Here is a 16,983-nt window from a genome sequence, read left to right as displayed (position 1 = left end):
CAGGCGTGACCGCTCCGCCGCTCCCGCTGCCCGACGCCCTCGTCGGGCTGCGGAACCTGCTGGCCACCGTGCCGCTCGGCCTGGCGACGGTGGGTCGCGACGACGCCTGGCGGGCCAGCCGGGGCGTGGTCGACCAGATCGACGACTACCTCCTGCCCCGGCTCCGCGACCTCGACGCCCCGCTGCTGACCGTCGTCGGCGGCTCGACGGGCGCCGGCAAGTCCACGCTGGTCAACAGCCTGGTCGGCGCGCCGGTCAGCACGGCCGGTGTGCTGCGGCCCACCACGCGCGCGCCGGTGCTGGTCTGCGCGCCGGCCGACGTCACCGCCTTCTCCGGTGACCGGGTCCTCCCCCACCTGCCGCGCGTCACCGGGTCGGCCGGCGGCCCGGGCACCCTCCAGGTCGTCGTCCGGCCCGAGCTGCCACCGGGTCTGGCGCTGATCGACGCCCCCGACGTCGACTCGGTCGTCGAGTCCAACCGGGACCTCGCTGGCCAGCTGCTGGCCGCGGCGGACCTGTGGGTCTTCGTCACGACGGCGGCCCGCTACGCCGACGCCGTCCCGTGGGACCTGCTCCGGACGGCGCAGGAGCGGGGGACCGCCCTGGCCGTCGTGCTGGACCGCGTGCCGGCCGAGGCCGCGCGGGAGGTGGCCGAGGACCTGGCCGGGATGCTCCAGCGGGCCGGGCTGTCGGCCGCCCGCCTGTTCGTGATCGAGGAGCGACCGCTGCGCGACGGGCTGCTGCCGGAGGAGCAGACCGCCCCGCTGCGGGCCTGGCTGCACGCGCTGGCCGCCGACCAGGGGGCCCGAGCGGCGGTGGTCCGCCAGACGCTCACCGGTGCCCTGGACAGCCTGGGGGAGCGGGTGGCCGGGATCGCCGTCGCGGTCGACGCCCAGACGTCGGCTGCGACGGCCCTGTACGCCGCGGCCACGGCGGCCTACGACGCGGCCCGAGCCGGTGTGGACGAGGGCGTGCGCAGCGGGGCGCTGCTGCGCGGGGAGGTGCTCGCGCGGTGGCAGGAATTCGTCGGCACCGGTGAGTGGATGCGCGGCCTGCAGGACCGGGTGAGCCGCGCGCGCGACCGGATCGCCGGGGCGCTGACCGGCCGGCCCCCACCGGCCGTGGAACTGCAGGGAGCCCTGGAGCACGGCGTCGAGCGGCTGCTGCGGGCCGAGGCCGACCGGGCGGCCGAGCGGACCGTGACCGCCTGGCGGGCGCTGCCCGGCGGCCCGGGCCTGCTGGCCGGTTCCGAGCGGGAGCTCGAGCAGGTGTCCCCGGACTTCCCGGAGGCGGCCGCGGCGCAGGTGCGCGACTGGCAGGGCACCGTGCTCGACCTGGTGCGCACCGAGGGCGGGGACAAGCGGACCCGCGCCCGTGCGCTGTCCTGGGGCGTCAACGGGGCGGGGGCCGCGGTCATGGTCGCGGTGTTCGCCCAGACCGGTGGGCTCACCGGCGGCGAGATCGCGGTGGCCGGGGGCACGACCGCCGTCGGCCAGCGGGTGCTGGAGGCCGTGTTCGGCGATTCCGCCGTGCGGGCGCTGGCCGCGCGGGCCAGGGAGGACCTGCAGGCCCGGGCCGACGCGCTGCTCCGCTTCGAGCAGGGCCGGTTCGACGGCCGGCTGGCCGCGTCCGCGCCGGACCCCGGTGCGGCCGAGCGGCTGCGGGCGGCGGCAGCCGCCCTGGCCGCGGCCCGTCGGGCGTCGTCGTGAGGCCGCTGTGACGAGGAGAGGCGAGACCCCGCTGACCGAGCGGCTGGCGGCCCTGCGCGAGGCCGTGGAGCTGGCGGAGGGCCGGCTCGAGGTGCCCGAGGTCGGCCAGGCCCGCGCGCTGCTGGCCAAGGCCGGGGCGCGGGCGGCGCTCGGGGACGCCACCGTCGTCGCGCTGGCGGGGGCGACCGGCAGCGGCAAGTCCACGCTGTTCAACGCGCTCTCCGGGGCCGAGGTGAGCAGCCCGGGGGTGCGACGGCCGACCACCGGTGTCGCCCACGCCACCGTGTGGGGCCCGGCCGAGTCCGGGCCGGTCGGCGCCGCCGACCGGCTGCTGGACTGGCTGGAGGTCCCCCGCCGGCACCGGCACCCGCCGGAGCCGGCCCTCGACGGGCTGATCCTGCTCGACCTGCCCGATCACGACAGCGTGCGGATCGAGCACCGCCTCGAGGTCGACCGGCTGGTCGGGCTGGTCGACGTGCTGGTGTGGGTCCTCGACCCGGAGAAGTACGCCGACGCCGCGGTCCACGACCGCTACCTGGTGCCCCTCGCGGGGCACTCCGGGGTGCTGCTCGTCGTCCTCAACCAGGTGGACCGGCTGGACCCGACCGCCCTGGCGGCGTGCCGGGCCGACCTGCGGGGCCTGCTCGACCGGGAAGGGCTGGACCGGGTCCCGCTGCTGGGCGTCTCGGCCCGCACCGGTTCCGGTGTCGCGGAGCTGCGCGGCGAGCTGGCCCGCCGGGTCTCGGCCCGCCGGGCGGCCACCGATCGACTGGTGGCCGACGTCCGGGCCTCGGCCGGCGGCCTGAGCCGCCACTGCGCCCCGGGGGACGGGGCGGTCGGCGGCGAACTGGGCCACCGGGAACGCGAGGAGCTCACGGCGGCCCTCGCGCTCGCGGCCGGCGTGCCCACCGTGACCGCCGCCGTCGAACGGTCGACCCGGCGGGCCGGCACGGCGGTCACCGGCTGGCCGGTGGTGCGGTGGACGCGGAAGTTCCGGCCGGACCCGCTCGGGCGGCTGCACCTCGGCGACGGCCGTTCCCGGACGTCGCTGCCCTCGACGGGAGCGGTCGAGCTGGCCGGCGTCAGCACGGCCGTGCGGCGGGCGCGGGACGTCGCCGGGGAGGGCCTGTCCCAGGCGTGGCGGGACGAGCTGCGCCGCACCGTGGAGGTGTCCGAGGAGCGGCTGGCCGACCGGATCGATCGCGCCGTCGCGGGCACCGACCTCGGGCCGGAGCGCACGCCGCTGTGGCAGCGGGCCGTCGGGGGACTCCAGTGGCTGCTCGCGGTCGTGGCGCTGGCGGGCGCCCTGTGGCTGCTCGCGCTCGTCGTCCTCGGGTTCGTCCAACTGGACGACGTCGTGCCGCTGCCACGCGTGCAGGGCGTGCCGCTGCCCACCCTGCTGCTGGTCGCCGGCCTGCTCGCCGGGCTGCTGCTGGCCGTGGTCGCGCGGCCGCTCGTGGCGCTGCGCGCCCGGCGGCGGGCCCGCACCGCCGAGCGCCGGCTGCGGGCGTCGATCGAGGAGGTCGCCGACGCCGAGGTGCTGGCTCCGATGGCCGAGCTGCGTTCCGATGCCGCGGCGTTCTGCGCGGCGGTGGCGACGGCGGGGCGTTAGTCCCGGTGCATGCCCGGGGCCCGGGGCTCGGGCAGCCGGTCGCGGTGCCGGCCGCCGCCGGCGCCCTCGCGGCCGGAGGGCAGCCGTGCCCACACGTGCTTGCGCCCGGGGCGCTTCTCCCACCCGTAGGCGGTGGACAGCTGAGCCACCAGGTGCAGGCCCATCCCGCCGAGGGCGGGGTCGCGGTCGACGGCGGGGACCGGGGGGCGCTCGGGCGCCTCGTCGCTGAGGTCGAGCAGCCACCCCCCGGGACCGGCGACGACGAGGGCCCGCACGTCGCCGCCGCCGTGGCGCAGGGCGTTGGAGGCGAGTTCCTCGAAGACCAGGAGCAGGCCGTCGCGGGCGTCCTCGGTGGAGCCGGTCGAGACCGAGGGGTGGGCGATGCGGGCGCGCAGGTCGGAACGGACCCGGGAGACGACGTGCATCGCCTCGAGCTGCCAGTGCCACACGTCGCCGGGCACGGAGGGGACCGGAACGCACGGCCACGCGTCCAGGGCCGGCTGCTCGGTCATCGCCTCCCCCTCGCGTGTGCTTCGCAGGCGGACCGGATACCGATCCGGCCGGGTCCATCCTGACCGATCCGGCCCGGTCGCGCGAAGCCGGGCCGATTCCGGCACGGAGCCAGGCACAATGTGGCCCGTGAACGACTGGTTGCGCGAGCTCTCTCGTGTGGTCCTGGTCGACCGGACCCTCACCGACGTGCTCACCGACATCACGCGCATCGCCGCGCGGGGCATCCCCGGGGCGGAGGCCACGTCGATCACGCTGATCCGCGACGACAAGCCCTTCACCGCAGCCCACTCCGGTGACATGGCGCTGGCCGCCGACGAGCTGCAGTACGAGCACGGGTACGGCCCGTGCATCGACGCGGGGCGCGGTGGGGTCCCGCTGCTCGTCGACGACATGTGCACCGAGGAGCGGTGGCCGGACTACGTCGCCCACCTGCTCGCGACGACGCCGGTCCGCAGCTCGATGTCCGTCCCGCTGCCCTACCAGGGGTCGTTCATCGGCGCGCTCAACAACTACTCGACCCGGCCGTCGGCCTTCAGCGCCCCCGAGTCGCTCGCGGCGGGCCAGGACGTCGCGGAGTACGTGGCCGTCGCCGTGGCCAACGCCGACGCGCACTGGCAGCTGGGCGAGCAGGCCCGCAACATGCGGCTGGCCATGGAGTCGCGGGCGGTCATCGAGCAGGCCAAGGGCGTGCTGATGGCCCAGCGCAAGGTCGATGCCGACGTCGCGTTCGAGATCCTGCGCGAGGCGTCCCAGCGCTACAACCGCAAGCTGCGGGACATCGCGACGCGGATCGTGGAGTCGGTGGTCGCACGCCCTCGTTGAGCGGGTCGGACGGTGATCGTCAGCCCCCGCTGAGCGGACCGTCGAGGTTCGCCAGCCGGCTGACCAGGAACTCCACGGCCGCGGCGCTGTCCACTGCCTCGGCGACCTCGACCGCTGCGGGGGCGGTCGAGACCCCGCGGCGGTCGACGAGGGTCTGGCCCCGCCCGGCGCCCAACGTGGTGTCGACGACGACGTCGCGGCGCACGGTCCCGAGCGTGCCGGGCGCGATGGCCTCGGTGAGGGCGAGCGCGTCGTGCACCACCACCCCGCTCGTGCCGTAGGCGGTGCGGGCGTGGTCCAGGTACTGCTGCAGGATCGCCGCGGCCGAGGAGCCGACCGGCCCGGCGGCGGCGAAGCGGGCGATGCCGTCCTCGCCCAGGACGGTGTGCAGCGTGACGTCGAGCCCGACCAGCACCGTGGGCAACCCCGCGGTGAGGACCGCCTGGGCGGCCTCCGGGTCGGCCCAGACGTTGAACTCCGCCGCAGCCGTCACGTTGCCCCCGCGCCCGGCGGAGCCGCCCATGACGACCAACCGGCCGATCCGGGCGGCGGCCTCGGGGTAGACGCCGAGCAGCAGCGCGAGGTTCGTCATCGGTCCGATCGTCGCGACCGTCACCGGCTCGGTCGAGGCCATCAGCAGCTCCGCCAGGGCGACGACGGCGGGTCGCGGGTCGAGTTCGGCGGGGGAGGGCGGCAGCTGGACGCCGCCGAGACCTGCCGCGCCGTGCACGTGCCCGGCCCGTTCCGGCTGCGGGTGCACGAGCGAGGCCCGCGCACCGGCGGCCACGGGGACGTCGGACCGACCGGCCAGGTGCAGCACCCGCAGGGCGTTCTCGGTGGTCTGCTCGAGCTCCACGTTGCCGTGCACGGTGGTGACCAGGCGGAGGTCCACCTCGGGGCTCGCCAGGGCGAGCAGGATCGCGAGGGCGTCGTCGATGCCGGGGTCGGTGTCGATCACGAGGGGCCTGGACACAAAGCCATTCTCGGCCCCGTCCAGAGGCTCGGCCCGAGCGGGCGAGGGCCGAGGGGGACGGGGTCCTCTCTCAGCGGGGCGCGACGGTGCCGCTCCCGTCGATGCGGCTGTCGACGGCGGGGTCGCCGGCGTAGGTGATCGTGCCGCTGCCCTCGATGACGGCCTCGAGGGCGGAGCTCACCGAGACCTCCGCCGTCCCCGACCCGGACACGGTGACCGTGGCGTCCTCGCTGCGGAGCTCTCCGGCGTCGTACGTGCCGGAGCCGTCGATCGACACGTCCTGCCGCGTCGCGGCCCCCTCCATCTCGAGCTGCCCCGATCCGGACAGCTCGACGCGCAGCTCCTCGGTGTCCAGCCCCTCGACGCCGATCGTGCCGGAGCCGGAGAGCACGACGTCCCGCAGGGCGCTGGGGGCCAGGACGTCGATCGAGCCCGACCCGGAGAGCTCGACGGCGTCGACGGCGGGCAGCACCACCTCGAAGCGGACCTCGCCGAGGTCGTGCAGCGTGCCGTCGTCGCCGAGGACCAGCCGGCCGTCCCGGACGTCGCTGGTCAGGTGCTCGAGCACGTTCTCGCCGGCGAACACCTCCAGCGAGGGCACGTCGCCCGGCCGGAGGATCAGCTCCCCGCCGGTCGCCAGCTCCACCTCGGTGGCGTCCTCGATGCTGCGCTCCTCGCGCTGCTCCGGCCCGGGGTCGGCACCGATGCCGGGGAGGGGGACGCAGCCGGCCAGGGCGAGCGCGGCCGGCACGAGCAGCAGTCGTGTCCGCATGGCCCGCATGATCCCGCGACCGGCGCGGCGTGGCGGCGATCCGTGCGCGCCACCCGGACGGCCCCGACACGCCGGGGGACCACCCGGCCGTCGGGACGACCGCACTGCCCGTCCGGGGTTTTCGCGCTGGCCGGGCACGGCTTGTCGACAAGTCCAGGGCCCAGGAGACGGGTCACCGACCGCGCCGCGGGGCCTGCGCAACGGTTCGGTCACGCGCCCTCCAGCGGGTGTCGCGGAAGACCGATCACGCGGGCCGTCGTCCCTACCTTTCTCCTTGTCCGCAGCACCCTTCCCCGGCTGCGGACCACAACGTCGGGAGGTGACATGAGCAGCGACCAGCCGTCCGGTTCGGCCGTGCCGCGCCTGTCCGCCGACCCGAACGGACGCAGCTCGCTGGCCGGGCTGATCGACGTCCTCGACCGGGCCGACGCCGCGACCGCGCGGCTGCGTCCCCGCCCCACCCGGGCCGGCATCCACCGCACCGGCGGCCCCCGGGCCGGTGGCGCCCGGGCCGTGCCCCTGCGCCCGGTGCCCCCCGCACCGGCGGCCCGTCCCGCGCCGGCCGCACCGTCTCCCGGCCCGACGGTGTGGACCCCGCCCACCGCTCCGCCGTCGCGGCACCCCGGGCGGCTGTCGGCCCTGGTGCACCGGCTGGCGATGTGGGGCGCCGGCCCGCAGGGGGAGCACCTCGCCTGGCGCTGCTCGCCCGTCGTCCCCACCGTCGTGAACGCTCCGGCAGCTGCTCGGCGCACGCGCCCCGGGCTGGTCCGGCGGCTGGCCCTGTGGGGCGCCGGCCCGCGGGGCGAGTACCTCGCCTGGGGGCGCCCCGCGGTGCGGCTCTCCGCCCAGCAGGCCAACCCGCCCGTCGTGCTGCACGAGATGCCGAGCACGCCCACGGTCCACGGGTGGGCGGGAACGGACCCGGCGACGTCCCCCGCTGTGGCGCGACGTCCGGCGGAGACCCCGCCTACGGTGGCCGGGTGTCCACCACCCGGCCCGAGCTCGCCGGCACCTTCGGGATGGTCGCCTCCACCCACTGGCTGGCCACAGCGGCCGGGATGGCGACCCTCGAGTCCGGGGGCAACGCGTTCGACGCGGCCGTCGCCACCGGGTTTGCCCTCCAGGTCGTCGAGCCCCATCTCAACGGCCCCGGCGGTGAGGTCCCCATCCTCTTCGCGGCGGGAGAACGGAGCGGCACGGGCCCGGGGCGACCCGGTCTGCTGTCCGGCCAGGGGGTCGCCCCCGCCGCCGCGACGATCGAGGCCTTCGAGCAGTTCGGCCTGGATCTCGTGCCCGGCACCGGCCTCCTCGCAGCGACGGTCCCCGGCGCCTTCGGCGCCTGGCTGACGCTGCTGCGCGACCACGGCACCCAGCCGCTGGACGCCGTCCTCCGCTTCGCCCTCGAGTACGCCGAGACCGGTCACCCCCTCCTTCCCCGGGTGACCGCGACCGTCGCCTCGGTCTCCGAGCACTTCCGCACCCACTGGCCCACTTCGGCCGCCACCTGGCTCTCCTCCGACGGTGCCCCACCGGCGCCCGGCAGACTTTTCCGCAATCCTGTTCTGGCCTCGACCTACCGCCGACTGCTCGACGCAGCGCGCGGACCCTCCCGGGAGGCCCAGATCGATGCGGCACTGTCCGCCTGGTACTCCGGATTCGTCGCCGAGGCGATCGACAGGTTCGCCCGGTATCCGGTGATGGACGACTCCGGTCGCCCGCACGCCGGATTTCTGACCGGGCAGGACCTGGCCGGCTGGACGCCGACGTACGAGCCGCCGGTCACCCTCGACCGGCAGGGGTGGACGCTCGCGAAGGCCGGGCCGTGGTCGCAGGGACCGGCGCTGCTCCAGGTGATCGCGATGCTGGACGACGTCGACGCGGTCAGGTACCGCGACCGGTCCGCCTCCGGACCCTCCGACGCAGACACCGCCGAGGCGGTGCATGTGAGCGTCGAGGCGACGAAGCTGGCGATGGCCGACCGCGAGGCCTGGTGCGGGGACGTGGAGAACGTGCCGGTGGACGAGCTCCTGTCGTCCACCTACGCCGCCGAGCGGCGGGCGCTCATCGGGAACACGGCCAGCCACCAGCTGCGGCCGGGTTCACCGGGCGGGCGCCCGCCCCGGCTCCCGAGCTTCCTCACCACCGACGCCCCCGGTCCCCGGCGGACCGGCGCGGGCATCGGCGAACCGACGGTCGATCGCCACGGCGCCACCCGCGGCGACACCTGCCACCTCGACGTCGTCGACCGGTGGGGGAACATCGTCTCGGCCACCCCGTCCGGCGGCTGGCTGCAGAGCTCTCCGGTGGTCCCCGAGCTCGGCTTCCCGCTCGGCACGCGGGCCCAGATGTTCTGGCTCGAGCGCGGCCTGCCGAACTCGCTGGCCCCGGGCAAGCGCCCGCGCAGCACGCTCACGCCCTCGCTGGCCCTGCGCGGCGGCGTCCCTGCCCTGGCCTTCGGCACGCCCGGCGGGGACCAGCAGGAGCAGTGGCAGCTGTGCTTCTGGCTGGCGCACGTGCACCGCGGCCTCGACCTGCAGGCCGCGATCGAGGCCCCGACCTGGCACACGACGGCGTTCCCGTCGTCGTTCTACCCGCGGGAATCGACGGCCGCCGAGGTGGTCGTGGAGTCCCGCCTCGGCGACCGGGTCGTCGCCGCGCTGCGCCGGCGCGGGCACGACGTCACCGTCGCGGCCCCGTGGACCCTCGGCAGGCTCTCGGCGGTGAGCCGCGATCCGGAGACCGGCGTCCTGCGCGCCGCGGCCGACCCGCGCGGGGTGCAGGGATACGCGGCAGGTCGCTGAACCCGTCGTCCGGTACCCGCCTCCGCCCGGACGACGGCGGCCCGGAATGCTGGGGGAGGTCCGCGCCCCCTTTCCCGCGTGCCGGAGAGGAGTCGCCGTGAGCTCGCCCGATCCCGGGACCGACTCCGCGGACGCCCGCGACCGGGCGGCGGACCGGCTGCGGATCGAGCTGGCCGTCGACGCCGCGGGCGTCGGCAGCTTCGACTGGGACCTGGTGACCCGGCGGCTGCGCTGGGACGACCGGCTGCTGGCGATGTTCGGCTATCGGCGGGCCGAGTTCGACGGGACGATCGACGCCTTCGTCGACCGCCTCCACCCGGGGGACCGCGACCGCGTCCTCGACGCGATGCGCGCGGCGATCGGCACCGTGGGTGGCTACGAGGCGGAGTTCCGCGTCGTGCTGCCCGACGGCAGCACGCGCTGGGTGCAGGCGCGGGGCCGGGCCCTGGGCGACGAGGGCGGCACGGCGACGCGCCTGCTGGGCGTCGGCTACGACACCACCTCCCCGCGCGAGGGCGAAGCGCGGCTCACCCGGGTGATCGAGGCGATGAAGGCCGCGTTCTTCTCCCTCGATCCGCACTGGCGGTTCACCTACCTCAACGCCGAGGCCGAGCGGGTGCTCGCCATGGGGCGCGACGACGCCCTCGGCGGGGTCCTGTGGGAGCTGTTCCCGGCCGCGCTGGGCAGCGAGTTCGAGGAGCGGTACCGCCGGGCGGTGGCGTGCGGCGAGGAGCAGGTCTTCGAGGCCTGGTACCCGGCGCCCCTCGAGTCGTGGTTCGAGGTGCGCGCCTGGCCGACCCCCGACGGGCTGTCGGTCTCCTTCCTGGACATCACCGAGCGGCGGGCGGCCGAGGACCGCGCCGTCCGGACGGCGGCACGGCTGGCCCTGATCGCCGAGGTGTCGGCGCTGCTGTCGGACCAGCCGGTCGAGGGCTGGACGGAGGAGGAGGCCGTGCAGCGCGTCTGCGAGGCCGTGGTGCCCCTGCTCGGCGACTGGGTGATCGCCAGCCTCGTCGACGAGGACGGCCGGATGCGTGACGTCGGCAGCTGGCACGTCGACCCCGACCTCCGGCGGCCGGTCGCCCGCTACGCCACGCTGCGGTTGGGGGCGCTGCAGTCGCACGCCCCGGTCCTGCGGGCGCTGGCGTCGGGTCAGCTGCGCAGCGTCGACGACGTCGGCGCCGTCGTCGGCCCGATGCTGCCGCCGGGCGAGGTGAGCGACGTCTTCTGGTCGCTGGCCCCGCGCACGGCGGTGACCATGCCGCTGGCCGCCCGCGGCCGCACCCTCGGGGCGTTGTCGATCTACCGGTCGGCCGACCGCGCCCCCGCGGACGCGCAGGACGCGTCGACGGCGCGCGACATCGCCGACCGCCTGGCCCTGGCACTGGACAACAACCGCCTGTACGACCAGCAGCGGCGCCTGTCCGAGGGGCTCCAGCGCAGCCTGCTCACCGCACCGCCCCAGCCCGACCACGCGCAGATCGTCGTGCGCTACCAGCCCGCGGCGCGGGTGGCCCAGGTCGGTGGCGACTGGTACGACGCGTTCCTGCAGCCCTCCGGGGCGACGATGCTCGTCATCGGCGACGTCGTCGGTCACGACACGGAGGCGGCGGCCGCGATGGGCCAGCTCCGCGGGATGCTCCGCGGCATCGCCTACCGCGAGGGCGTGGGGCCCGCCGCCGTCCTCACCGACCTGGACGCCGCCATGGAGGGTCTCGCGACGGGTGCGATGGCCACGGCCGTCATCGCCCAGGTCGAGCAGACCCGCGGCGAACGGTCCGCCGGCCTCACCCGGTTGCGCTGGTCGAACGCCGGCCACCCCCCGCCGCTGGTGATCCACCACGACGGGCGGATCGAGGAGCTGGCCGGCCCCCGGGCCGAGCTGATGCTCGGCGTCGACCCGACCGTCCACCGGACCGAGCACGTGGTCACCGTGCGACGGGGCGCGACGCTGCTGCTCTACACCGACGGGCTGGTCGAGGACCGGGATCTGCCCCTGGACGAGGGCATGGCCCGGTTGAAGGCGGTGCTCGCCGAGCTCGCCGCGGAGTCGCTGGACGATCTCTGCGACGCCGTCATCGAGCGGCTCCGCCCGCAGGGGCTGCAGGACGACGTCGCGCTCGTCGCCATCCGGCTGGATTCGCAGGACCGACCGCGGCCGGTGGACGCCGGGCCGCGCCGCCTGCCGCCGGGGATCGCCCCGGACTGACGCGGTTCAGCGCCGGGGGGACCTCAGGTCCGGGGGAGCAGGGCCCAGACGTGCTTGGCGCCGCCGCGGACGTACCAGCCGTGCTCGATGGCGAGCTCCGCGATCAGGTACAGCCCGAGCCCGCCCTCGCTGGGGTCCCGGTCGACGGCCGGCGTGGGCGCGATCTCGGGGGCCTGGTCGGACACGTCGATGAGGAACGCGTCGGGGGTCTGCCCGACGGAGGCGTGCACGCGCCCGCCCCCGTGGCGCAACGCGTTGGACGCCATCTCGTCGAGGGCCAGGACCAGCCGGTCGTGGACGTCGGCGGTCTCGGGATCGCTGCCGGCGCCGGTGACCGCGTGCCCGCGCAGCTCGGCCCGGACGCTCGCCAGCTGGACGACGTCGTGCAGCTCCCAGGCCAGCAGGGACGCCGCCTGCGGCGGGGATGCGGACGGCCACACCGGCCCGGCCGCCTGCCCTGTCACCTGCATCCCCTCACCCTTCTGGCCGCCTCGGGACGGCAAGCCGAACAGTTCCGTATGGGCCGTAGGCGACCCGGTCAAACGTGAGTGCGACGAGTCTCACTCTCCCGGGTCGGCCGGACCCCGGCGGTCGGGTCAACGGGCCAGCTCGGCCAGCTTCGTGACGGTGTTCCAGTTGCGGGCCGTGCCCGGGATGCCGAGCAGACGGTCCCACTTCCATGCGGCGAGCGGGGTGTTCTGGATGCCGTCGGGCAGCCACAGGTAGAGCTCGCGGCCGCGCACGAGGTAGTCGCCGCCGTCGGCCGTCGGCAGCGCGTCGACCTTGTCGGGCGGCGGGGGCTCCTGGAGAAAGGTCACCAGGTACCGGGCCGGGTCGGTGGCGAGGGACTCGAAGGGGTCGCCGGCGACGACGGCGGCGACCTCCGCGGCGGTCCGGACGACGACGGGCACCTCGAACCCGAACTCCTGCTCGATCACCGCGCGGACGTCGGCGGCCAGCGCCCCCTCGTCCAGCGGGCTGTCGAGCAGCACGTTGCCGCTGCGCAGGTGCGTGCGCACCGCCTCGTGGCCGCGGCCGGTCAGCACCTCGCGCAGGCGCGGCATCGCGACCTGCCGCGCCTTGCCGAGGTTGATGCCGCGCAGCAGGACGACGTAGCGGGTGTCGGCCACGGCGGCGACGGTAGCGCGCCGACCAGCCCTGCGCGGAGCGGATCAACCACCGACGAACACCGGGTCCCAGGCGCCGGCCAGCACGCTCAGGGCGACGGCGAGCACACAGACCACGACGGCGCCCCCGACGAACACGACGTCGCGACGGTGCAGGCTCGACCCGCGGGCGTTGGTGCGCGGGATCCCCGAGTCGAAGCCGCGGGCGTCCATCGCCGTCGCGAGACGCGAACCCCGCCGGACGGCGCCGACCAGGAGCGCGAAGCCGATCCCCGCGACCAGCCGCACCCGGGCGATCGGGTTCCGGCCGGCCGACACCCCGCGCGTGCGCCGGGCGAGGCGGACCGACTCGAACTCGGTCACCAGCAGCGGCACCAGCCGCAGTGCGGCCAGCGCACCGAAGGCGAAGCGGGTGGACAGCCGCCAGTGCAGGGTGAGCGCGTCGGCCAGCCGCACCGGGTCGGTGGAGGCCACCAGGAGCACCCCCGGCAGCGCGAGCCCGATCACTCGCAGCGCCAGGCCGACGCCGGTGACCACGGTCGCGTCGTCCGACAGCAGCACGTTCACCAGCCCGACGGACCCGGCGCCGATCAGCAGCGGCCAGGTGCGCCGCCACAGGTCCCGGGGCCGGCTCAGGCCGGCGGCCGGCAGCAGGCACAGCTCGGCGGCGACGACGACCGCCGGAGTGACGACGTCCAGGCTGGTCAGGAGCACGACGGTGACGACGGCCATCGCGCTGAGCTGGGCGACCGGGTTGATCCGGGACAGCGGGACGTCGGCCACCGGCCCCAGCGCCAGGGACGCCGTCACAGTGCTCATGGTTCGACTCCGGGCTCGTTCCGCTCCTCGCTCGCTGGCGCTCGCTGCGATGCTCGCTCGCCTGTCGTCCTCACAGCCTCAACCTGTCGTCGGCCAGCACGTCGACGAGGTCCCGGTCGTGGGTGACGACGGCGACCGCGCAGCCCCGGGCGCGCTGCTCGGCCAGGAGCGTGACCACCTCGCGCCAGGTCGCGGCGTCCTGCCCGAAGGTCGGCTCGTCGAGCACCAGCACCCGCGGCGAGGTCGCCAGCGCGGTGGCCACCGACAGCCGGCGCTGCTGGCCGCCGGAGAGCGTGTACGGGTTGGCCTCGGCGAACGCCGTCAGGCCGAGTCGTTCCAGCAGTTCGTCGGCGGTCGCGCGGGCGGCCGCTGCGTGCTCCCCGGACCGCAGCGGCCCGAGGGCGAGCTCGTCGCGCAGCCGGCCGGTCAGGAACTGCTGCTCCGGGTTCTGGAAGACCGTCCCGATCCGGGTGACCAGTTCCTCGGCCCGCCAGCGGTGCGGCGCGCGGTACCCCCGGCGGACCCCGGCCACCAGCTCCGGCGCCGCCTCGATCCGGCCGGTCGTGGGCGCCCGCAGGCCGGCCAGCAGGAGGGCGAGCGTGGACTTGCCGGTGCCGTTCGGCCCTGTGACGGCGAGGGCCCGCCCCCCGGTCACGAGGGCGGTGGTCGGCGGCAGCGCGGGCACCCGGGCGCCGCGGTAGGTGAAGCCGACGGCGTCCGCGGCGAGCAGGACCGGTCCGTCGCCCGCGCCCGGGAGACGCAGCCCGGCGGTGCGGTCGGCCGGGCGCCAGCCCGGGCCGTGCTCGACCAGCCCGCCGTCGGTCAGCTCGACGACGCGGTCGACCAGTGGCAGCCACGGGCCCGCGTCGTGGTCGACGACGATCACGGTGGCCCGCCGGTGGGCGGTCGCGCGCGCGACGGCGCCACGCACCAGCGCCGCCCCGGGTGGGTCCAGCTGCGCCGTCGGCTCGTCGAGCAGGAGCAGGCCCGGATCGCGGGCGAGGGCGCCGGCGAGTACGAGGCGCTGCTTCTCACCGCCCGAGAGCGCCTGCGTGGGCCGGTCCCGGCCGTACGGGAAGCCGACGGCCTCCAGCGCCGCGTCGACCCGCGGCCAGATCCGCTCGCGCGGCAGGCCGGCGTTCTCCAGCCCGAACGCGACGTCGTCGCCGGCGCGGGTCATGACCAGCTGGCTGTCCGGGTCCTGGGCCAGCAGACCGAGCCGGCCGCGGGCCGCCCGGGGCGGGGCGCCGTCGATGGTCAGCTCGCCGGCGACCTCGGTGCCCTCGGCGTCGAGGATCCCGGCCAGCGCGGACAGCAGCGTCGACTTCCCCGCCCCCGAGGCGCCGGTGAGCAGCACCCGCTCGCCCGGCTCGACGACGAGGTCGACCCCCGTCAGGGCCCAGGCGAGCCGCGACGGGTGGCGCACGCCGAGCCCCCGCGCGACGACGCGGACCGGGCCGGTCGTCGTGCGGGCGACACCACCGGTGGTGGTCACCGGCCGGTCAGACGCGGGCGCGGCCCGAGGCGAACGAGCTCAGCGCCCCGGTGCGGGCCAGGGCACGGACCAGCAGGAGCCCGACGACGCCGGCGAGCAGCACGCTGGAGAGCGTCGTGAAGAGCGTGTAGGGCAGCGTGAACACCCAGAACGGGTACTCGGCCGAGACCGGGTAGTAGAGGCTCAGGTCGAGGATCGACGTCGACAGGCCGGCGGTCACCCCCGCCAGCACCGCGGTCGCCCAGCCGAAGCTGCGGTACCGGGTGAGCAGGAAACCGAGCTCGCCGCCGAGGCCCTGCACCAGGCCGTAGACGACGATGATCCCGCCGTAGGGCGAGCCGAGCAGCAGGCTGACCGCCGCGGCCAGCGTGGAGGCGAACACCGCCGCCCCGGGCTTCCGGATCAGCAGGCCCGCGACCACGCCCGGCATCAGGTAGACGCCGTTGAGGATCGCCGAGAGCGGCGGGAAGAAGTCCAGCGGCGCCGAGAGCACGCCGAAGACGAGGTTCCAGGCCCAGAACACGACGCCGAAGGCGACGCCGAGGACGGCGGCGACGACGATGTCGACGGTGCGCCAGCGCACGCCGGCACGACCCGGCTCGGTGGCATCGGTGGACGACGGACGGACGGCCTGTTCGGCCATAGCTCCTCCAGACTCCCTGCGCCGGCATGACCCGGATCAGGTTCGAGGGTCTGCGGTGTCCCGCACTCTCAGCGCCGAAGCGCTCCCCTGTCGGTTTCTTCTGTTGTGCGCAGAAGCCTAGACCTCCGGTGACGGTGCGGGCCCCCGCCCCTCGGCCGGTGCCGCTCGGGGCACGATCGGGGGATGGAACCGATCGTGCTGGACTGCGGGTGGCTCCGGCTCCGGCCGTGGCGCGCGGGCGACGCCGACGCGGTCTGGGCGGCGCTGCAGGACCCCTCGATCCGGCTGTGGAACGGCGGCGGGGTGGGCTCGCGCGACGAGGCAGCCGCGCTGGTGGCCCGCCGGGCCGACTGGGAGTCGGGCACGCACGCGTCGTGGGCCGTCGTCGGCTCGGACGACGGGCTGCTCGCATCGGTCTCGCTGCACTCGATCGACGCGGTGCAGGGCGACGCGGAGATCGGCTACTGGACCGCGCCGGCCGCTCGCGGGCGGGGCGTGGCCACGGTGGCCGTCGACACGGCCTGCCGATGGGCGTTCGGCGCGCTGGCCGTGGACCGGATCGAGCTGTGCCACGCCGTCGAGAACGCGGCATCCGGGCGGGTGGCCGAGAAGGCCGGCTTCACGTTCGAGGGCCGGCTGCGCCGCTCCTACCGGTACGGGGACGGGCTCAAGCACGACGAGCTGCTCTGGGCCCGCCTGTCCGACGATCCCGTGCCGCCGGTCAGCTCCCGCGGCGCAGGCCCCGCCGGGTCATCGCCGCCGTCGCCGCCGTCCAGGCCCGGACCGGGACCAGCCGGGCGACCTTCATGACCAGCATCATGGGCAGCGGGAAGACGATCTCGGCCTTGTCCTTCGCGATCCCGTCGGCGATGGCGCGCGCCGCGGCCTCCGGTGAGATCAGGAACGGCATCGGGAAGGTGTTGCGGTCGGTCATCGGCGTGCGGACGAAGCCGGGGGACACCGTCTGGACGACGATCCCGCGCGGGCCGAGGGAGCCGCGCAGCGCCTCGAACAGGTGCAGCAGCGCCGCCTTGGTCGACCCGTAGGCCTCCGCCCCCGGCAGGCCGCGGTAGCCGGCGACCGACGCCGTCCCGACGATCTGGCCGCGGCCCTGCTCGAGCATCGTGGGGACGACGCCCTCGAGCGCGTGCACCGTGCCCATCAGGTTGGTCTGCAGGTGGTCGGCGAAGGCCTGGCTGTCCCAATGATCCACGTGGAACCTCGACCAGGTGCCGGCGTTGAGCACCGCGAGGTCGAGGCCGCCGAGCGCCGCCCGGACGTTCGCGGCGGCCGCGACCGTGGCCGCGCGGTCGGTGACGTCGACGGGTTCCACGTGCATGCGCCCGCCGGCGACGGCCCGTAGCTTCTCCGTGCTCCGGGCGCTGATCGCCACCGCTGCCCCCCGGTCGGCCAGCTCGCGGGCCAGCGCGGCCCCGATGCCGCTCGACGCCCCGGTGACCCAGACGCGGGCTCCGGCGATCCGCACCC

At 76.0% G+C, this 16,983-nt stretch carries 15 protein-coding genes and 1 riboswitch; of the genes, 6 read left to right on the top strand and 9 right to left on the bottom strand.

The annotated features are described in order from the left end of the window. Positions 1 to 5: 5 nt before the first annotated feature. Positions 6 to 1,709, top strand: coding sequence for a GTPase family protein (locus ABD644_RS18545; protein WP_344690505.1), 1,704 nt, complete (start codon positions 6 to 8; stop codon positions 1,707 to 1,709). 7 nt (positions 1,710 to 1,716) lie between these two features. After that, positions 1,717 to 3,321 (top strand): GTPase, encoded by a 1,605-nt coding sequence (locus tag ABD644_RS18540; RefSeq protein WP_344690504.1) that lies wholly within the window; start codon positions 1,717 to 1,719, stop codon positions 3,319 to 3,321. Here ABD644_RS18540 and ABD644_RS18535 read toward each other — a convergent pair. Then, positions 3,318 to 3,833, bottom strand: coding sequence for an ATP-binding protein (locus ABD644_RS18535; RefSeq protein WP_344690503.1), 516 nt, complete (start codon positions 3,831 to 3,833; stop codon positions 3,318 to 3,320). The genes ABD644_RS18540 and ABD644_RS18535 overlap by 4 nt on opposite strands. Positions 3,834 to 3,951: 118 nt before the next feature. Between ABD644_RS18535 and ABD644_RS18530 the strand changes: the two genes are divergently transcribed. Beyond that, the gene (locus ABD644_RS18530) at positions 3,952 to 4,656 is read left to right on the top strand and encodes a GAF and ANTAR domain-containing protein (protein ID WP_425547472.1); all 705 of its coding nucleotides are present in this window, start codon (positions 3,952 to 3,954) and stop codon (positions 4,654 to 4,656) included. A gap of 19 nt (positions 4,657 to 4,675) precedes the next feature. Here the strand turns inward: ABD644_RS18530 and ABD644_RS18525 are convergent, their stop codons facing one another. Together ABD644_RS18525 and ABD644_RS18520 are read right to left on the bottom strand one after the other, a co-directional pair. Then, positions 4,676 to 5,629: a nucleoside hydrolase gene (locus ABD644_RS18525; RefSeq protein ID WP_344690501.1), complete on the bottom strand. Its 954-nt coding sequence runs from the start codon at positions 5,627 to 5,629 to the stop codon at positions 4,676 to 4,678. Between the two features lie 70 nt (positions 5,630 to 5,699). Next, complete coding sequence (locus ABD644_RS18520; protein ID WP_344690500.1) at positions 5,700 to 6,401, bottom strand: head GIN domain-containing protein; 702 nt, start codon at positions 6,399 to 6,401, stop codon at positions 5,700 to 5,702. A 980-nt stretch (positions 6,402 to 7,381) separates the two neighbouring features. Here ABD644_RS18520 and ABD644_RS18515 point away from each other — a divergent pair. After that, on the top strand, positions 7,382 to 9,202 hold the full coding sequence (locus ABD644_RS18515) for a gamma-glutamyltransferase family protein (RefSeq protein WP_344690498.1): 1,821 nt from the start codon (positions 7,382 to 7,384) through the stop codon (positions 9,200 to 9,202). A gap of 97 nt (positions 9,203 to 9,299) precedes the next feature. Then, the gene (locus tag ABD644_RS18510) at positions 9,300 to 11,411 is read left to right on the top strand and encodes a SpoIIE family protein phosphatase (RefSeq protein WP_344690497.1); all 2,112 of its coding nucleotides are present in this window, start codon (positions 9,300 to 9,302) and stop codon (positions 11,409 to 11,411) included. A gap of 23 nt (positions 11,412 to 11,434) precedes the next feature. Here ABD644_RS18510 and ABD644_RS18505 read toward each other — a convergent pair whose 3' ends face one another. From ABD644_RS18505 to ABD644_RS18485, 5 genes are all read right to left on the bottom strand, one after another. Then, complete coding sequence (locus ABD644_RS18505; RefSeq protein WP_344690496.1) at positions 11,435 to 11,881, bottom strand: ATP-binding protein; 447 nt, start codon at positions 11,879 to 11,881, stop codon at positions 11,435 to 11,437. Between the two features lie 126 nt (positions 11,882 to 12,007). Then, positions 12,008 to 12,541, bottom strand: a complete 534-nt coding sequence (locus ABD644_RS18500; RefSeq protein ID WP_344690494.1) for a DUF1697 domain-containing protein — start codon at positions 12,539 to 12,541, stop codon at positions 12,008 to 12,010. Between the two features lie 42 nt (positions 12,542 to 12,583). After that, a complete protein-coding gene (locus ABD644_RS18495; RefSeq protein ID WP_344690493.1) occupies positions 12,584 to 13,357 on the bottom strand; it encodes an energy-coupling factor transporter transmembrane component T family protein in 774 nt (257 codons plus the stop codon). 70 nt (positions 13,358 to 13,427) lie between these two features. Further along, a complete protein-coding gene (locus ABD644_RS18490; protein ID WP_344690492.1) occupies positions 13,428 to 14,852 on the bottom strand; it encodes an ABC transporter ATP-binding protein in 1,425 nt (474 codons plus the stop codon). Positions 14,853 to 14,859: 7 nt separating this feature from the next. Beyond that, positions 14,860 to 15,495: an ECF transporter S component gene (locus tag ABD644_RS18485; protein ID WP_344690491.1), complete on the bottom strand. Its 636-nt coding sequence runs from the start codon at positions 15,493 to 15,495 to the stop codon at positions 14,860 to 14,862. Beyond that, a riboswitch (TPP riboswitch) is annotated at positions 15,492 to 15,594 on the bottom strand. (Overlaps the previous gene by 4 nt.) A gap of 84 nt (positions 15,595 to 15,678) precedes the next feature. Between ABD644_RS18485 and ABD644_RS18480 the strand changes: the two genes are divergently transcribed. After that, the gene (locus ABD644_RS18480; RefSeq protein WP_344690490.1) at positions 15,679 to 16,305 is read left to right on the top strand and encodes a GNAT family N-acetyltransferase; all 627 of its coding nucleotides are present in this window, start codon (positions 15,679 to 15,681) and stop codon (positions 16,303 to 16,305) included. Here the strand turns inward: ABD644_RS18480 and ABD644_RS18475 are convergent. Then, positions 16,217 to 16,981, bottom strand: coding sequence for an SDR family NAD(P)-dependent oxidoreductase (locus ABD644_RS18475; RefSeq protein ID WP_344690489.1), 765 nt, complete (start codon positions 16,979 to 16,981; stop codon positions 16,217 to 16,219). The genes ABD644_RS18480 and ABD644_RS18475 overlap by 89 nt on opposite strands. Between the last annotated feature and the right edge of the window lie 2 nt (positions 16,982 to 16,983).

Source organism: Blastococcus jejuensis (genome assembly GCF_039534705.1).
Lineage (GTDB): Bacteria > Actinomycetota > Actinomycetes > Mycobacteriales > Geodermatophilaceae > Blastococcus_B > Blastococcus_B jejuensis.
Note: the sequence above shows the minus strand (reverse complement) of the source record. Positions and strands in the feature narration are given on the sequence as shown.